This is a genomic window from Streptomyces sp. NPDC030893 (assembly GCF_055571535.1).
The window spans coordinates 202,948-220,048 of the sequence record NZ_JBVIFC010000006.1; the positions used below are offsets into that span (position 1 = coordinate 202,948).

The window sequence follows — 17,101 nt, forward strand, 5'->3', positions numbered from 1 at the left end:
GCCCGCCCGCGCGATGCCGCCGGTTACGCCTCGAAGACCTCGCGCACCAGCTGCTCCTGCTCGGCCTGGTGGCGCTTCGCGGAGCCGACCGCCGGGGACGAGCCGTGCGGCCGCGAGATGCGGCGCAGGCGCTCGTCGTGCGGGAGGTCCGCGCCGACCGCCAGGTCGAGGTGGTCGATCAGGTTGAGCGCGATGAACGGCCAGGCACCCTGGTTCGCCGGCTCCTCCTGGGCCCACAGGTACTTCTCGGCGTTCGGGTACTTCTTGATCTCCGCCTGGAGCTCCGCACCCGGCAGCGGGTACAGGCGCTCGATGCGGATGATCGCCGTGTCCGTCGTGCCGCGCTTCTTCCGCTCGGCGTCCAGGTCGTAGTAGACCTTGCCGGCCGTGAAGACGACCTTCTTGACCGCGGCCGGGTCGACCGAGCTGTCGCCGATGACCGGGCGGAACTGGCCCGAGGTGAACTCCTCCGCCTTCGAGGCCGCGGCCTTGAGGCGCAGCATCGACTTCGGGGTGAAGACCACCAGCGGCTTGTGGTGCGGGTTGTGCGCCTGCCACCGCAGGAGGTGGAAGTAGTTCGCCGGCGACGTCGGCATCGCGACCGTCATGTTGTTCTGCGCGCAGAGCTGCAGGAACCGCTCCGGACGGGCCGAGGAGTGGTCCGGGCCCTGGCCCTCGTAGCCGTGCGGGAGGAGCAGGACCACACCGGAGGTCTGGGCCCACTTCTGCTCGGCCGAGGAGACGAACTCGTCCACGACCGTCTGCGCGCCGTTGACGAAGTCACCGAACTGCGCCTCCCACAGCACGAGCGCGTCGGGGCGGGCCAGCGAGTAGCCGTACTCGAAGCCCATCGCCGCGTACTCGGACAGCAGGGAGTTGTAGACGTTCAGCCGCGCCTGGTCCTCGGAGAGGTACTGCAGCGGGGTGTACTCGTCGCCCGTGCTGCGGTCGATGATCACCGCGTGACGCTGGCCGAAGGTGCCGCGCTGGGAGTCCTGGCCGGCGAGGCGCACCGGGACACCGTCCAGGAGCAGCGAGCCGAAGGCGAGGGTCTCGCCCATGCCCCAGTCGATGGTGCCGTCCTCGACCATCGTCGCCCGGCGCTGCAGCTGCGGCAGCAGACGCGGGTGGACCGTGATGTGGTCGGGGATGTTCACCTGGGACTCGGCGATCCGCTTGACGGTCTCCGTGGTCACCGCCGTGTTCACGGCGACCGGGAACTCGGCCTGCGGATCCGACGGCTCGGCCGTCATCGGCTGCGCGGTGGCCTCACGGACCTCCGTGAAGACCTTCTCCAGCTGGCCCTGGTAGTCCTGCAGCGCCTGCTCGGCCTCTTCCAGGGTGATGTCGCCGCGACCGATGAGGGACTCGGTGTAGAGCTTGCGCACCGAGCGCTTCTTGTCGATCAGGTCGTACATCAGCGGCTGGGTGAAGGCCGGGTTGTCGGTCTCGTTGTGACCGCGGCGGCGGTAGCACAGGAGGTCGATCACCACGTCCTTGTTGAACGCCTGGCGGAACTCGAAGGCGAGCCGCGCCACGCGGACGCAGGCCTCCGGGTCGTCGCCGTTCACGTGGAAGATCGGCGCCTCGATCATGCGGGCCACGTCGGTGGCGTACATCGAGGAGCGCGAGGACTCCGGCGCCGCCGTGAAACCGACCTGGTTGTTGATGACGACGTGGACCGTGCCGCCGGTGCGGTAGCCGCGCAGCTGCGACATGTTCAGGGTCTCGGCCACCACGCCCTGGCCCGCGAAGGCCGCGTCGCCGTGGATCGCCACCGGCAGGACCGTGAAGTCCGTGCCGCCCTTGCCGATGATGTCCTGCTTGGCGCGGGCGACGCCCTCCAGGACCGGGTCGACCGCCTCCAGGTGCGAGGGGTTGGCGACGAGCGAGACCTTGATCTGCTCGCCGTCCAGGCCGGTGAAGGTGCCCTCGGCGCCCAGGTGGTACTTCACGTCGCCGGAGCCGTGCATCGACTTCGGGTCGAGGTTGCCCTCGAACTCGCGGAAGATCTGCGCGTACGACTTGCCCACGACGTTGGCCAGCACGTTCAGCCGGCCGCGGTGGGCCATGCCGATGACGACCTCGTCCAGGCGGGACTCGGCGGCCGAGTCCAGCACCGCGTCGAGCAGCGGGATGACGGACTCGCCGCCCTCCAGGGAGAAGCGCTTCTGGCCGACGTACTTGGTCTGCAGGAAGGTCTCGAAGGCCTCCGCCGCGTTCAGCCGGCGCAGGATGCGCAGCTGCTCCTCGCGCTCGGGCTTGGTGTGCGAGCGCTCGATGCGGTCCTGGATCCACTTGCGCTGCTTGGGGTCCTGGATGTGCATGAACTCGACGCCGGTGGTGCGGCAGTACGAGTCGCGCAGCACACCGAGGATGTCGCGCAGCTTCATCAGGGACTTGCCGGCGAAACCGCCGACGGCGAACTCGCGCTCCAGGTCCCACAGGGTGAGGCCGTGCTCGACGATGTCCAGGTCGGGGTGCTTGCGCTGGCGGTACTCCAGCGGGTCGGTGTCGGCCATGACGTGGCCGCGGACCCGGTAGGAGTGGATCAGCTCGAAGACCCGGGCGGCCTTGGTGACGTCGTCGTCGTGGGAGGCGTCGATGTCCTTGAGCCAGCGGACCGGCTCGTAGGGGATGCGCAGCGCCTTGAAGATCTCGTCGTAGAAGCCGCTCTCGCCGAGCAGCAGGTTGGCGACCTGGCGCAGGAACTCGCCGGAGGCGGCGCCCTGGATCACCCGGTGGTCGTAGGTCGACGTGAGCGTCATGACCTTGGAGATGCCGAGCTTGTTCAGGGTGTCCTGGCTGGTGCCCTGGAACTCCGCCGGGTAGTCCATCGAGCCGACGCCGAGGATCACCGACTGGCCGGGCATCAGACGCGGCACGGAGTGGACGGTGCCGAGGCCGCCGGGGTTGGTCAGGGAGACCGTGACACCGGTGAAGTCGTCCATCGTCAGCTTGTTGTCGCGGGCGCGACGGACGATGTCCTCGTAGGCCTGCCAGAACTCGAAGAAGTTCAGCGTCTCGGCCTTCTTGATGGCCGCGACGACCAGCTGGCGGTCGCCGTTGGGCTTCACCAGGTCGATGGCGAGACCGAGGTTGACGTGCTCCGGCTTCACCAGGGTCGGCTTGCCGTCCACTCGCGCGAACGAGTGGTTCATCGCCGGCATGGCCTTGATGGCCTGCACCATCGCGTAGCCGATGAGGTGCGTGAAGGAGATCTTCCCGCCCCGGGCCCGCTTGAGGTGGTTGTTGATGACGATGCGGTTGTCGAACAGCAGCTTCACCGGCAGCGCGCGCACGGACGTGGCCGTGGGCAGCTCCAGGGAGGCGTCCATGTTCTTCGCGACGGCGGCGGACGGGCCGCGCAGGGTCACCTGCTCGGGGCCGCTCTTGGCCTCACCGGCGGGCTCCGCCTTGGGCTTGGCCTCCGCCTTGGGCTTGGCCTCCGCCTTGGCCGGAGCAGGCTTCACGGCGGGAGCGGCGGCCTTCGCCGGAGCGGCGGCCGGGGCCTTGGCGGCCGGGGCCTTGGCGGCCGGCGCCGGTGCGGCGGCGGGCGCGGCGGGCTGGGCCGGTGCGGCCGGCTGGGCCGGGGGGGTGGTGGTTCCCGCGGCCCCCGCGGCCGCGGTACCCGCCGGGGCCGAGGTCGCAGGCGCGCCCGGCTTGTAGTCGGCGAAGAAGTCCCACCAGGCTCGGTCCACCGAGTTCGGGTCCTGGAGGTACTGCTGGTAGATCTCGTCGACGAGCCATTCGTTGGCACCGAAGGCCGCAGCGGGGTTCTTGCCCGCTTGGTCGGTGTCGGTCGAGATGCTCGAGTTACTGGGGGACTGTGGCGACACGGCGTCAACCGCCCTCTTCCGCTTCGCAAGATGATGGACAGCGGAAATAAAGGCTACGCCCCCGAGGGCGAGAAGGTCAGGCCGGGCCCGTTCATCGTCGTGTAAGTCACATCCCTGAGCGTGTTTCGGCGTGGGAAATGGCGGGAAACAAGCGGGGTTCCGGTTCTGCCGGCGCCTTTGGGCATCGCTCGGCCGTGGCCCGGCGCGCAGCTCACGCGGGCCTGTGCCTGATCACACGTGTCCGTCGGCGCGAACACGGATGGATCTTGTGGCTCCGCTTCGAACTTTACGTCAACCCGGTACGGAAGACGTTCCCGGAAGAGTGATGAGAATCCGGCATCCCCGCTCGGATTCGGCCACTCCGATCCGGCCGCCGTGCAGATCCACGGCCCAGCGGGCGATGGCGAGCCCGAGACCGGTGCCGCCGTCGCTGCCCGGCCCGTGCGGCCGGTTGACATTGCCCCGGTTGAACCGCTCGAAGACCCGGTGCCACTCGGCGCGCGGAATGCCCGGCCCCTCGTCCAGCACCTCGAGCTCCAGCGAGTCCGGCCGGTCGCCGCGCCGCGCCCGGACCGTCACCCGGCCGTGCGGCGGACTGTGCTTGACCGCGTTGTCGATCAGGTTGGAGACGACCTGGTGGATGCGCTCGGGGTCGGCGTGCGCGGTGAGCTCCGGCGGCGACACGTCGAGGTGCAGATGGACGTCCGTACGGGTGTGGCTGCCGGAGCCGGAGGCCATGCCCGCGCGGGCGGAGGCGACCATGTTGGCCTCCTTGAGCACGCCCGACAGATAGGGCCACACCTCGAAGCGGCGCTTGCGCAGGGGGACGACCCCGTTGTCCAGGCGGGACAGGTCCAGGAGCGTCTCCACCAGACGCCCGAGCCGCTCGGTCTGCTTCAGGGCCGTGCGCATCGTCTCGGGATCCGCCCGGGTGACGCCGTCGACGATGTTCTCCAGCACCGCGCGGAGCCCCGCGATGGGGGTGCGCAGCTCGTGCGAGACGTTGGCCACCAGCTCCTTGCGCCGGCGGTCCTGGGCCTCCAGCTCGTCCGCCATGACGTTGATCGTCTGGGCCAGGTCGCCCAGCTCGTCCCGGCGGTTCTCCCGCACCCGGCGGGTGTAGTCGCCGTGCGAGATGGAGCGGGCCACCGCGTTCATGTCGTCCAGCGGCGCGGTGAGCGAGTGCGCCACGAACTGCGTGATCAGCAGCGTGGCGATCATCGAGAAGACCGTGATGAAGCGCAGCTCCGTCTTGGTGTGCACGGCGATCACCGACAGGCCCGTGGTGATCAGCACCGAGACGACGACCAGCGCACCCAGCTTGGTCTTGATCGAGAAGGGTCGTACACCGCCCCAGGGCTGTGAGCCCCCGGGGCCTCCGCGTCCGGCCGGCCCGCCGCTCATGGCGTCGGCGTCTCCAGGGCGTAGCCCACGCCGTGCACGGTGCGGATCCGCTCGGCGCCGATCTTCCGGCGCAGCGCCTTGATGTGGCTGTCGACGGTGCGGGTGCCGGAGGCGTCCGCCCAGTCCCAGACCTCGGCCAGCAGCTGTTCCCGGGAGAGCACCGCGCGGGGCGTGTTCGCCAGGCACACCAGGAGGTCGAACTCGGTGGGCGTCAGATGGACGTCCTCACTGCGCACGCGCACCCTGCGCTGCGCGTGGTCGATCTCCAGTTCGCCCAGGCGCAGGATGCCGCTGCGCGGCGTGGTGGCCGCGAGGGCCGCGCGCTCCATGCGGCGCAGCAGCACATGCACGCGTGCCGCCAGCTCCCGCATGGAGAACGGCTTGGTCATGTAGTCGTCGGCGCCGACGCCCAGGCCGACCAGCATGTCGGTCTCGTCGTCCCGCGCGGTGAGCATCATGACCGGCACCGGCCGCTGGGCCTGCACGCGGCGGCAGACCTCCAGGCCGTCGAAGCCCGGCAGCATGATGTCGAGGATCAGCAGGTCGGGCTGCCAGGCCTCCGCCGTGTCCACCGCGGAGGGGCCGTCGCCCGCCGTTTGCACCAGGAACCCCTCGGCGCGCAGGCGGGTCGCGATGGCGTCCACGATCGTCGCGTCGTCCTCGACCACGAGGATCCGGCGCTGTGCGCCGGGCGCGGTCGTCGCCGTGCCGTTGTGGGAGGTCTGTGTCTGCTCCATCGCCCGCCCCTGAGGTGTGCTTTTTCCGGAATCCGTGGGGTGATCCGTCGTCTGCGCATCACTGCGATTGACGCTTGAATGATCCGCGTCAGGGCAGCAGCGTACGGGGATTCACCGTGGCTTTGCTATCCAGGGCGGACGCCGATGTGGACGACGTCCGGAACGCCCCGGGCAACGGGGATCTCTTCGGTACGCACCTGCCGGAACCCGGCATTCCGCAAGGTTCCCTCGAATTCCGGGGACGGCTTGGCCGACCACACCGCGAGCACCCCGCGCGGATTCAACACCCGTGCGCAGGCCGCCAGTCCGGCCGGTGCGTAGAGCCCCTCGTTGTCCTCGGTGACGGTCCAGTCGGGCCCGTTGTCGATGTCGAGGCAGAGCGCGTCGAACGTGTCGGATGTCTCATTGACGTACGCGACGAGATCCGTCTCGACGATCTCCGCGCGGGGGTCGGCGAGGGCCCGCGCGGAGATCTCCGCCAGCGGCCCCGCGCAGTGCCACCCGATGACCGCCGGCTCGCGTTCCACCACGGTGATCCGCCCCCAGCGGGGCTGTCCCGCCGCGTGCGCGAGCGAGAAGCCCACCCCGAGACCGCCGATCAGCACACGCGGGTGCGTCACGCGCGTGTCGAGCGCGGCCAGGGCGGCGTCGACCAGCCGCCGCTCCGAACGGCCGTCGGAGGTGTCCATCAGGAAGCAGCCGTTGGCGATGATCTGCAGCAGGTCACCGTGCCTGCGCAGCACGACCTCGCCGTACGGGCCCTCGCGGCGGTCCAGGACTTCGGGAGGTTCGGGAATGTCGTACGGGGTGGACATGCGTTCATCCTGGCAGCTCCGCTTTCCCGGCGGCCGGGGGCTCCGGAACCCCGGCGGAGGTGATCGCTCAGAGCGAACTACCTCCTGGGAACATTCGGCCGCTCCCCTGCATTGAGTCGGCATAGCTCAACTTGACTGCCGAAGGGGAGATCATGGCTGCTGAGTCCACACCGCTCGCCCTGCCCGTGCTGCCGCTCGACGACGAGGTCGTGCTGCCCGGGATGGTGGTTCCGCTGGACCTGAGCGACACCGAGGTGCGCGCCGCCGTCGAGGCCGCCCAGGCCGCCGCCCGCACGGAACCGGGCAAGCCCAGGGTGCTCCTGGTGCCACGCGTCGACGGGACCTACGCCGGCACCGGCGTCCTGGGCACGGTCGAGCAGGTCGGCCGGCTGGCCGACGGCGACCCGGGCGCCCTGATCCGCGGCCGGGGCCGCGTGCGCATCGGCGCCGGCACCACCGGGCCGGGCGCGGCGCTGTGGGTGGAGGGCACCCGCGTCGACGAGAGCGTGCCCGAGCCCCTGCCCGGGCACGTGAGCGAGCTCGTCAAGGAGTACAAGGCGCTCGCCACCGCCTGGCTGCGCAAGCGCGGTGCCTGGCAGGTCGTCGACCGCGTCCAGGCCATCGACGACGTCTCCGCGCTCGCGGACAACTCCGGCTACTCGCCGTTCCTGACCACCGACCAGAAGGTCGCCCTGCTGGAGACCACCGACCCGGTGGCCCGGCTGAAGCTCGCCACCCAGCAGCTGCGCGACCACCTCGCCGAGCAGGACGTCGCCGAGACCATCGCCAAGGACGTCCAGGAGGGCGTCGACAAGCAGCAGCGCGAGTTCCTGCTGCGCCGCCAGCTGGAGGCCGTACGCAAGGAACTGCGCGAGCTGAACGGCGAACAGGAGGGCGAGGAGTCCGACGACTACCGCGCCCGCGTGGAGGCGGCCGACCTGCCGGAGAAGGTCCGCGAGGCCGCGCTCAAGGAGGTCGACAAGCTGGAGCGTGCCTCCGACCAGTCGCCGGAGGGCTCCTGGATCCGCACCTGGCTCGACACGGTCCTGGAGATGCCGTGGAACGAGCGCACCGAGGACGCCTACGACATCCGGGGCGCCCGGGCCGTGCTGGACGCCGAGCACGCGGGCCTGCAGGACGTGAAGGAGCGGATCACCGAGTACCTGGCGGTGCGCAAGCGGCGCGGCGACCGGGGCCTGGGCGTCGTCGGCGGACGGCGCGGGGGCGCCGTACTGGCCCTGGTGGGCCCGCCGGGCGTGGGCAAGACGTCGCTCGGCGAATCCGTCGCCCACGCGATGGGCCGCACGTTCGTCCGCGTCGCCCTCGGCGGCGTCCGCGACGAGGCCGAGATCCGCGGCCACCGCCGTACGTACGTCGGCGCGCTGCCCGGCCGGATCGTGCGGGCGGTCAAGGAGGCCGGCTCGATGAACCCGGTCGTCCTGCTCGACGAGATCGACAAGGTCGGCTCGGACTTCCGCGGCGACCCCGCGGCCGCCCTGCTGGAGGTCCTCGACCCGGCGCAGAACCACACCTTCCGGGACCACTACCTGGAGGTCGAGCTCGACCTGTCCGACGTCGTGTTCCTCGCCACCGCCAACGTCCTCGAAGCCATCCCGGAGGCCCTGCTCGACCGCATGGAGCTGGTCCGCCTCGACGGCTACACCGAGGACGAGAAGGTCGTCATCGCCCGCGACCACCTGCTCCCGCGCCAGCTGGAGCGCGCCGGGCTGGACACCGACGAGGTGACCGTCGAGGAGGGCGCGCTGCGCAGGCTGGCCGGCGAGTACACGCGCGAGGCGGGCGTGCGCACCCTGGAGCGCTCCCTCGCGCGGCTGCTGCGCAAGGTGGCCGCCCGGCACGAGCTGGGCGAGCGGGAACTGCCCTTCACCGTCACCGCCGGAGATCTGCGGGACCTGATCGGCCGGCCGCACCACGTGCCCGAGTCCGCCCAGGACCCGGCCGAGCGCCGCACCGCCGTCCCCGGTGTCGCCACCGGGCTCGCGGTGACCGGCGCCGGCGGGGACGTCCTCTACGTGGAGGCGTCCCTGGCCGACCCGGAGACGGGCGCCTCGGGGCTCACCCTGACGGGCCAGCTCGGTGACGTGATGAAGGAGTCGGCGCAGATCGCGCTGAGCTTCCTGCGCAGCCGCGGCGCCGAACTGGAGCTGCCGGTGGGCGACCTGAAGGACCGGGGCGTGCACATCCACTTCCCGGCGGGCGCGGTGCCCAAGGACGGCCCGAGCGCGGGCATCACCATGACCACCGCCCTGGCCTCGCTGCTCTCCGGCCGGCTGGTCCGTACGGACGTGGCGATGACCGGTGAGGTGTCGCTGACCGGGCGGGTGCTGCCGATCGGCGGGGTGAAGCAGAAGCTGCTCGCCGCGCACCGCGCGGGGATCACCACGGTGATCATCCCCAAGCGCAACGAGCCCGACCTGGACGACGTCCCGGCGGAGGTGCTGGACAAGCTCGACGTGCACGCCGTCACCGATGTCCGCCAGGTCCTGGAACTGGCGCTCTCGCCGGCCGTGAACGGCGCGGCGCCGGAGGTTCCGGTCGCCGCGTGACGGAGGCGGCCGGAGGCGGGGGCCCGGGTCCCGTGAGGGACGCCCGGGCCCCCCGCCGCCGGTCCGGGGTCAGCCGGCCGCGAAGGTCCGCAGCCGGTCGACGGTGCCGTTGAAGCGGTCGTGGTCGCCGACGGTCGGGCCGGTCGACGTGTACTGCCACATCGTGTACGCGCTCCAGCCGGCGGGCAGTTCGCCCACGGTGGAGGCGTACCGGGCGACCCACAGCGGTGTGGTGGCGGCGAAACCGGCGTAGTTGCCGGTGCACTGCTTCCACCAGCTGGTGGCCGTGTAGATGACGGCGTGCCGGCCGGTGCGGGCCCGGTACTGGTCCAGGAAGTCGCGGATCCAGCTCACCATGCCGCTCGGCGACTTGCCGTAGCAGGCGTCGCCGTACGGGTTCCACTCGATGTCCAGCACACCCGGCAGGGTCCGTCCGTCGGCGGTCCAGGCGCCGCCGCGGTCCACGAAGTAGTCGGCCTGCGCGGCGCCGCTCGCCGTGTCGGGGGTGGCGAAGTGGTAGGCGCCGCGGATCATGCCGACGTCGTAGGAACCGTCGTACTGCTGGGGGTGGTACGGGTTGGTGTAGTACGTGCCCTCCGTGGCCTTGGCGTAGGCCCAGCGGACCCCGCTGTTCCACAGGGTCGGCCAGGCCACGTTGCCCTGGTGGCTGGAGACGTCCACGCCCTCCGTCTGGGTGGAGCGGACGGTGGGCACGCCGCTCGCGCCGTCGTGCGCGAGGACGCCCATGCCCATGTGGGCGGAGCCGCGCGGCGGGACGGTGGGGGAGGACCCGTCCGCGGCGGCCGTGCCGGGGAGGGCGAGGAGCGCGACCAGGACCGCTCCGGCGGCCGTCAGCGCGGAGGTACGGGTGGGGCCGGATCTGTGCACAGGCATGACGCATCTCCGAAGGTCGGTGGGGCGAACCCGGAACGTGTGAACCGCATCCCATGTGGCGGGCATGCCACGTAGTCGCCTGGTGGAGCCATGGCGCACGCGGACCACGACGACGGGCGGAACGGCCTCCCGTACCGCCCGAAGGACGTGGGAGGTGCCCACAGCCGCCATGGGTCCACGCCTGCGAAATACTGGTGGGGCCGCGGCGGCGTCGCCACTCGGCGGAGAGCTTTCACAACCGGAGACCGAGGCAGGGGCAGACGTGCACGAAGACGGAAACGGCGGCGGGGACCGCGCCGCCTCCCCGGGGCCCGAGCCCGGTTTCGACCAGCCCGGATTCCTCGCGCTGGAACGCGAGTTGACGGTCCTGCTGCGGCGCGCCCGGGCCAGCCAGGGAGAGATGGCCCGCGCGGTCCACCCCGGCCTGGAGCCGTCCGCGTACGGACTGCTGGTCCGTCTGGATGAGTGCGGCCGGCAGCGGGCCACCGACCTCGCCGGCTACATCGGCGTCGGCAAGGCGACCATGTCCCGTCAGCTGCGCGCGCTGGAGGAGCTCGGCCTGGTCGGCCGCGAGCCGGACCCGGCCGACGGCCGCGCCTGGCTGGTCGCCCTCACCGAGGAGGGACAGCGGCGGGTGAGGGAGGTCCGCGAGGCCCGCCGCGCGCGGTACGCCGGCCGGCTCGCGGACTGGGACCCGGCGGAGGTCACCGAGCTCGCCCGGCTGCTGCACCAGCTGAACCGCGGCATGGAGAGGTGACGCGCGCGGCCGGGCCCCAACAGGGTGACAGCTCGGCGTAGACCACGGTCGCGTCGTCGTGCGTCTTGCCCCGGCGCGGCGGCACCCGGTCCGCGTCGGCCCGCTCCAGGGCCCGTACGCGCTCCACGAGAGCCCGCGGCCCCTCCTCGCGGACCAGGGCGAGGCAGTCCGCCCAGTCGCCCTCGTGGAACCTCTCCACCCAGCGGGCCGCACCGTCCGTCAGCGCCGTCAGCGTGCGCACCTCGCCGCGCGGCAGCGTGCCGGTGACCGCGCGGGAGACCACCGAGGGATCCGCCGCCGCGGTGAAGAAGCCGCCCTCCTTGTTGCGCAGCGTGGTGTCCACCAGGGCGTGGGTGGCCAGGGCCGAGCGCGGCAGCCGGTCCAGCCGGTCGTCGAGCAGCGGGGTGACCGCCCCGTCCGGGGACTCGACGAGCAGCACCGAGTCCGACAGCACCAGGTACTCCACCGAGACCGGCGACCAGCGGGCCAGCACCACCGTCGCCTGCGGCGTGCGGGGGTGAGAAAGGTCACAGGTTGCCGCGTGGCTCCCGGCGGTACGCGCGAGGGCGCGGGACAGCACCTCCGCCAGGGGGGCGTCCGGGAGGGAAACGGACAGTTCGGTCAGGGCGCCGCCCAGCCGCGCCGTGAACCACGGCACCGAATGCAGACAGCCGCCCCCGTCGGACGGCGGCGTGACCCCGTCCAGCACCACGAGGGAGCCGCCCTGCCCGGAAGCGGGGAGCGCGACACCGGCGAAGTCCTCGTTGGGGCGGCCCGGATCACCCGGTTCCGAAACAAGCTCCGTACGCATCCGGCCAGTCTGCACGAGCCCTCCACAACGACCGCGAAAGGCGGGCAACGGTCGCCGGATCCCCGCGGCGACGCAGGTCAACCGCCTGGTTTGGGACGTAATGAAGCCCTCCGGGAAGACGTGGCGGCGAATATTGCCACCGCCGCCCGCAGACGTCCAACCGGCGTTCCGTGCACGGCCGCTGTGCGACCCGGCGGAACTTGCCCCCCAACTCACCTCCGGGGTTCACTCCTTCGAGTGGCGGGTCAGGTGATGCGCATCCACTGTCCACGGGCACTGGGAGGGTCGGGGAGCGACGGGGGCGCCTCGCTGCCCGAGCGCGGTCAGAAGCTCGGCGGAAGTGCCCGCACCTGTTGACGGAGCGTCACCCCGGGCCCACGGGTACACGAGTCAGGAATGCGAGCACCGGTGCAGAAGACGCGGCCTCGTCGCAAGGACAAGCAGACGGCCCCCACGGGGGACGCGGAGCAGACGCCCACCGTCGGCAGGGGCCGCCCCACCCACGTACGCAACCGGCTCATCGTCGCCGTGGCCGTGGTGGCCGCCGCGATAGCCGGTGCCGGGGCACCCTCCGTGATCGCCGCCTCCGGGCAGCTCAGCGACTCCCAGAGCCTGGTGACGCTCGCCGGGCAGACCGAGGACGCCCTCGCCCTCGCCCACTCCCTCGCCGACGAGCGCGACGAGGTCGTCCCCTACATCGCGGCGGGCCGGCCCAAGTCCAAGGCGCCCTCCGAGGAACACAGCGCCCGGGTAGACCGGCAGGTCGAGGAACTGAGCGCCGACACCGACACCTCGGAGGTGCTGCGCGAGGAGCTCGACGCCGTAGCGGCCGTACGGAGAGCGGCGCTCACGGGCAAGAGCAGCGCTCTCGAAGCGCATCAGGCGTACTCCGCCGCCATCACCCAGCTGCACCGGCTCGCCGAACGGCTGGCCGAGCGGACACCGCCCCGGGCCGGCTCCGGAGCCCACGCCTTCGCCGAACTGGACGCCGCCGTCCAGCAGGCCGCCGCCACCCGCGGACTGCTGCTCGCCGCGCTCGCCGTGCCCAGCACCACCGAGACCGTGATCGACCCGGTCACCGGCCTGCCCACCACCTCCACCGGATCCTCGGACGCCGACACCGAGCAGCGCGACGCCCTGAGCGCCGCCGCGCTCCAGGCCCGGCTGCGCTCCGACGCCGCCCTCGCCGACTTCCGCGACACCGCGCCCCGGGCCGCCCGCAACTCCTACGACTCCACGGTCAACGGCCCCGAGGTCGAATCCGCCGAGAAGTACCTCGCCCGCCTCACCGACGAGCCGACCCTCTCCGACTCCGAACTCGACACCAGCACCAAGAAGCTCGCGGCGGCGCTCACCGCGCGCATCGACACCATGCGCGGAGTCGAGTCCGCGCTCTTCGACCAGCGCACCAAGGACCTCGCCCGGCTCCGCGACGACGACGTCACCGAACTGGAGATCCGGGTCGCCGTCCTCGGCGCCCTGATGCTGCTCACGGTCGGCATCGCGACCGCGATGGCCCGCACGCTCACGCGCCCGCTGTCCGTGCTGCGCCGCGGCTCCGCCCGCCTCGCCGAGGCGGAGGACCCCGCCGGCCAGGAACCGGTCGCCTTCACCGGCCGCAACGACGAGTTCGCCCAGGTCGTCCGCTCCGTCAACGCCCTGCACGCGCACGCCGCCGGACTCGCCGAGCGGATCGCCACACTGGAGGCCGACCGCAAGCATCTCGTCGGCCAGCGGCAGAAGATGGCCGACGCCCGCGAGGAACTGCGCACCGAACTCGCCGAGTCCGCCGCCCACCTGGAGCGGCTGCGCGCCGGCATCGGCGGCACCTTCGTCAACCTCGCGCTGCGCACGCTGGGGCTGGTCGAACGCCAACTCGGCGTGATCGAGAGCCTGGAGGAGCGCGAGGACGACCCCGACCGCCTCGCCACCCTCTTCAAGCTCGACCACTTCGCCACCGTCATGCGCCGGCACAGCGAGAACCTCCTCGTCCTCGCCGGCACCGAACAGGGCCGGCAGACGGCGGGCCCGGTCCCGCTCGTCGACGTCGTACGGGCCGCGGTCAGCGAGATCGAACGGTACGACCGGGTCCGGATCGCCGCGCTGCCGCCGCACGCGCACATCACCGGGTTCGCGGCGGACGACCTCTCGCATCTGCTGGCCGAACTCCTGGAGAACGCCACGTCGTTCTCCCCGCCCGACCTGCCCGTCGAGGTCTCCGGCTGGCTGCTGGAGAACGGCGAGGTCATGCTCTCCGTCCAGGACGAGGGCATCGGCATGACCGCCGACCGGCTGGAACGGCTCAACTCCCGCCTGTCCGACTTCGATCCGGAGAGCACGTACGACACGGAGAGCGAGGACGGTCTCGGCCTCGGCCTGTACGTCGTGGCCCGGCTCGCCCACCGGCACGGTGTCCGGGTCCGGCTGCGCGAGCAGAAGCAGGGCGGCATCGCGGCGGTCGTCGTCCTCCCCGACCCCGTACTGGCCCCCGCCACGCCCACCGCGGTCCCCGCCTCGGTCTCCGGCGGCGCCGTCTCCCTGCCCGGCGCGGACGCCGAGGCCAACTCCAACGTCGTGCCCGGCCGCACGCAGTCGGACCACGACCCGCTGGTCGCCCTCGCGGAGAAGGCGCTGGAGTCGCCCGACGCGGGCACGGACGGACCGGCGGAGGCCCCCGCCGCACCCGAACACACGGGGACTGCCGCGCCGGTCGACGCGGCCGGCTCCGCCGAGGCCGGTGCGGCTGACGCCGCGGGCCGGCCCGAGGCGCCGGGCGACGAGGACGCGGACGTGCCGCCCGAGCGGTTCGCCGAGACGACGATGGAGCTGCTGATCCCGGCCCAGCCGGACCCGTCCGCACCGGCAGCCCTCCGGGACCACGGTCCCGCCACGGAACCCAGCCTCGACACCGGAGCCGCTGCGCCCGAACCGGCCGACCGGCCGGAGACCGAGACCGTACGCCCGGGCGCCGGACACGAGGGCGGACCGCAGGAACCCTCCGCGGACGCGCCGGGACGGCCCACCGACCGTCCGGACCCCGACGAGGACCCGGCCCCCGGGCCCCCGCGACCTGCCGAGAACGGGGCTGCACGCCCGGGTGCCGGGGCACCGGCGCCCGCTGCGGGCTCGCCGGGGACTGCGCACCGTCCGCAGGCCGATGAGGAGCCGGGTGTCGGGGCTCCGCGACCTGCCGAGGACGGGGTTGCACGCCCGGGTGCCGGGCACGGTGCCGGTGTGGATCCGTCCGGGTCTGTTGTCCGGCCGGAGACCGAGGCCGTGCGTCCGGGTGGCGGGCACGGTGGCGGTGTGGATCCGGCAAGGCCTGTTGACCGGCCGGAGGCTGGTTCCGTGCGTCCGGGGGGCCGGGAGGAGCCGGTTCTCGGGGGGCCGCAGGCGCCCCGGGGCGGAGACGCGTCCCCGGCGGAGCACGCGCGTGTCGTGGACGAGGGGCCCGTCACCGCGAAGGGGCTGCCCAAGCGCACCCCGAAGATCAGCGCGCCCGTCGCGGCCCCGCGCCCCCGTGCGGCGTCCGTGGACGCCGAGGCGCTGCGCCGCAGGCTGGGCGGGTTCCGCCGGGGGGCGGACGCCGGCCGCCGGGACGTCGAGGCGGAGATCGCCGAGCGGTCCCGTACCGGCCACCACCCGGAGCCGGACGGCACCGGCGCACCATCCGCAGAAGCCACGGGGGGCACCGTCGAGGAGGCAAGCAGTTGACCGCGCCCAGCACCTTCGGACTGAGCAGTGAGGCCCGCAACCTGCACTGGCTGCTGACCAACCTCGTCGAGGAGGTGCCCGGCATCCTCTCCGTCGCGGTGGTCTCCTCCGACGGGCTGCTGCTGCTCTCCTCCGACGAGGATCGCAACAGCACGGCCCGTGACGCGCGGACCGCGAACCGTTCCGGACCGCGCGGCTCCGTCGCCGACCTCGCCACCGTCGTCTCCGGCATCGGCAGCCTCACCGTCGGCGCCGCCAAGCTGATCGACTTCGGTCCGGTCAAGCACACGATGGTCGCGATGGACGAGGGCAGCCTCTTCGTGATGTCGATCAGCGACGGCTCGCTGCTCGGTGTGCACGGCGCGGCCGACTGCGACATGAGTGTGGTCGCGTACCACATGGCCCTGTTCGTCGGCCGCGCCGGCCACGTCCTGACCCCCGAGCTCCGCAGCGAGCTGCGCAAGAACCTGGAGTCCGAGTCCACCGGGAGTTCCCGTTGAGCAGCAAGCCCAGGAAGAACCTGCCGGTGCGCGGCGGCGACCGCAAACCCGCCCGCGTCCGCCCCTATTCGCTCACCGGCGGCCGTACCCGCTTCGGGCACGTCCTCCTCGTCGAGACGTTCGTCGGCGCCACGACCGGCCCCGCCGCGCTCGAAGCCGCCGGGGAACGCAAGGAACTGACCAACGGCGGCCTCACCTCCCGCGTGATGCCGGAGATGCGGGCCATCGTCGAACTGTGCCGCCGTATGCGCACGGTGGCCGAGATCGCCGCGCTGCTGAGGATGCCGCTCGGCGTGGTCCGCGTGCTGCTCAGCGACCTGGCGGACCAGGGAAGAATCCGTGTCTACGGAACGGGAACCGGCCACGGCACGGGCCGCCCGGACCGCGCGCTGCTGGAAAGGGTGCTGAGTGGACTCCGCCGTCTCTGACGCCGCTCACGGCGTCTCCCCGCTCGTCGACGAGGACGAGCCCCTGCTGCCCTGGCAGACGGACCGCACCCGCGCGCCGATCGCCACGAAGATAGTGGTGGCGGGCGGTTTCGGTGTCGGCAAGACCACGCTCGTCACCGCCGTCTCGGAGATCACGCCCCTGCGGACCGAGGCGCTGATGACCGAGGCCAGCGCCGACACCGACGACCTCACCGCCACGCCGGACAAGCTGACCACCACCGTGGCCATGGACTTCGGCCGCATCACGCTCGACGACGACCTGGTGCTGTACCTCTTCGGCACCCCCGGCCAGCAGCGGTTCTGGTTCATGTGGGACGACCTGGTGCGCGGCGCGATCGGCGCCGTCGTCATGGCCGACACCCGCCGTCTGAAGGACTGCTGGCCGGCGCTGGACTACTTCGAGAGCTGCGGACTGCCGTACGTCGTCGCGGTCAACCACTTCGACGGCAGTGAGCAGTTCGACGCCGAGGACGTCCGGGAGGCGCTGACGATCCCGGCGCACATACCCGTGATGGTCATGGACGCGCGCCGCCGGATCTCGGCCATCGAGACCCTCTTGTCCCTCGTGGGCCACGCGCTCGACGAAACCCCCGAGTAGCCGCCCCCGAGCAGTC

12 protein-coding genes are annotated in these 17,101 nt (G+C 72.1%); 6 read left to right on the plus strand and 6 right to left on the minus strand.

Translation table 11 applies throughout. The features are described from left to right. Positions 1-23: 23 nt before the first annotated feature. The 4 genes from ACZ434_RS15060 to ACZ434_RS15075 all read right to left on the minus strand — a co-directional run bounded on the left by ACZ434_RS15060 (position 24) and on the right by ACZ434_RS15075 (position 6,795). Positions 24-3,839 (minus strand): multifunctional oxoglutarate decarboxylase/oxoglutarate dehydrogenase thiamine pyrophosphate-binding subunit/dihydrolipoyllysine-residue succinyltransferase subunit, encoded by a 3,816-nt coding sequence (locus ACZ434_RS15060; RefSeq protein WP_468455670.1) that lies wholly within the window; start codon positions 3,837-3,839, stop codon positions 24-26. Between the two features lie 291 nt (positions 3,840-4,130). Then, entirely contained in the window at positions 4,131-5,243 is a 1,113-nt protein-coding gene (locus tag ACZ434_RS15065; protein ID WP_468455672.1) for a sensor histidine kinase, read from the minus strand. Then, the gene (locus ACZ434_RS15070; protein WP_468455674.1) at positions 5,240-5,980 is read right to left on the minus strand and encodes a response regulator transcription factor; all 741 of its coding nucleotides are present in this window, start codon (positions 5,978-5,980) and stop codon (positions 5,240-5,242) included. The genes ACZ434_RS15065 and ACZ434_RS15070 overlap by 4 nt, the downstream gene beginning before the upstream one ends. Positions 5,981-6,105: 125 nt before the next feature. Further along, positions 6,106-6,795, minus strand: coding sequence for a spermidine synthase family protein (locus ACZ434_RS15075; RefSeq protein ID WP_468455676.1), 690 nt, complete (start codon positions 6,793-6,795; stop codon positions 6,106-6,108). Between the two features lie 152 nt (positions 6,796-6,947). Between ACZ434_RS15075 and lon the strand changes: the two genes are divergently transcribed. Further along, positions 6,948-9,362, plus strand: coding sequence for an endopeptidase La (gene lon / locus ACZ434_RS15080; RefSeq protein ID WP_468455678.1), 2,415 nt, complete (start codon positions 6,948-6,950; stop codon positions 9,360-9,362). Between the two features lie 69 nt (positions 9,363-9,431). On the opposite strand, the gene ACZ434_RS15085 is transcribed toward lon, so the two are convergent. Continuing rightward, positions 9,432-10,256 carry a lysozyme gene (locus ACZ434_RS15085; protein ID WP_468455680.1) on the minus strand — a complete coding sequence of 275 codons (825 nt, stop codon included), beginning with the start codon at positions 10,254-10,256 and terminating at the stop codon, positions 9,432-9,434. Positions 10,257-10,518: 262 nt separating this feature from the next. Here ACZ434_RS15085 and ACZ434_RS15090 point away from each other — a divergent pair, with 262 nt between their 5' ends. Further along, positions 10,519-11,013, plus strand: a complete 495-nt coding sequence (locus tag ACZ434_RS15090; protein ID WP_468455682.1) for a MarR family winged helix-turn-helix transcriptional regulator — start codon at positions 10,519-10,521, stop codon at positions 11,011-11,013. Here the strand turns inward: ACZ434_RS15090 and ACZ434_RS15095 are convergent. Next, the gene (locus ACZ434_RS15095; RefSeq protein ID WP_468455684.1) at positions 10,961-11,824 is read right to left on the minus strand and encodes a protein phosphatase 2C domain-containing protein; all 864 of its coding nucleotides are present in this window, start codon (positions 11,822-11,824) and stop codon (positions 10,961-10,963) included. The genes ACZ434_RS15090 and ACZ434_RS15095 overlap by 53 nt on opposite strands. A gap of 408 nt (positions 11,825-12,232) precedes the next feature. Here ACZ434_RS15095 and ACZ434_RS15100 point away from each other — a divergent pair, with 408 nt between their 5' ends. Genes ACZ434_RS15100 through ACZ434_RS15115 form a run of 4 tightly spaced genes read left to right on the plus strand, consistent with a single transcriptional unit; the run spans position 12,233 to position 17,085 of the window. Then, positions 12,233-15,538, plus strand: a complete 3,306-nt coding sequence (locus ACZ434_RS15100; RefSeq protein ID WP_468455686.1) for a sensor histidine kinase — start codon at positions 12,233-12,235, stop codon at positions 15,536-15,538. Further along, positions 15,535-16,038 carry a roadblock/LC7 domain-containing protein gene (locus tag ACZ434_RS15105; RefSeq protein ID WP_468455688.1) on the plus strand — a complete coding sequence of 168 codons (504 nt, stop codon included), beginning with the start codon at positions 15,535-15,537 and terminating at the stop codon, positions 16,036-16,038. Before ACZ434_RS15100 ends, ACZ434_RS15105 begins: the two co-directional genes overlap by 4 nt. Further along, positions 16,035-16,466 (plus strand): DUF742 domain-containing protein, encoded by a 432-nt coding sequence (locus tag ACZ434_RS15110; protein ID WP_468455691.1) that lies wholly within the window; start codon positions 16,035-16,037, stop codon positions 16,464-16,466. The genes ACZ434_RS15105 and ACZ434_RS15110 overlap by 4 nt, the downstream gene beginning before the upstream one ends. Continuing rightward, positions 16,447-17,085, plus strand: coding sequence for a GTP-binding protein (locus tag ACZ434_RS15115; RefSeq protein ID WP_468455693.1), 639 nt, complete (start codon positions 16,447-16,449; stop codon positions 17,083-17,085). Before ACZ434_RS15110 ends, ACZ434_RS15115 begins: the two co-directional genes overlap by 20 nt. Positions 17,086-17,101: the final 16 nt, after the last annotated feature.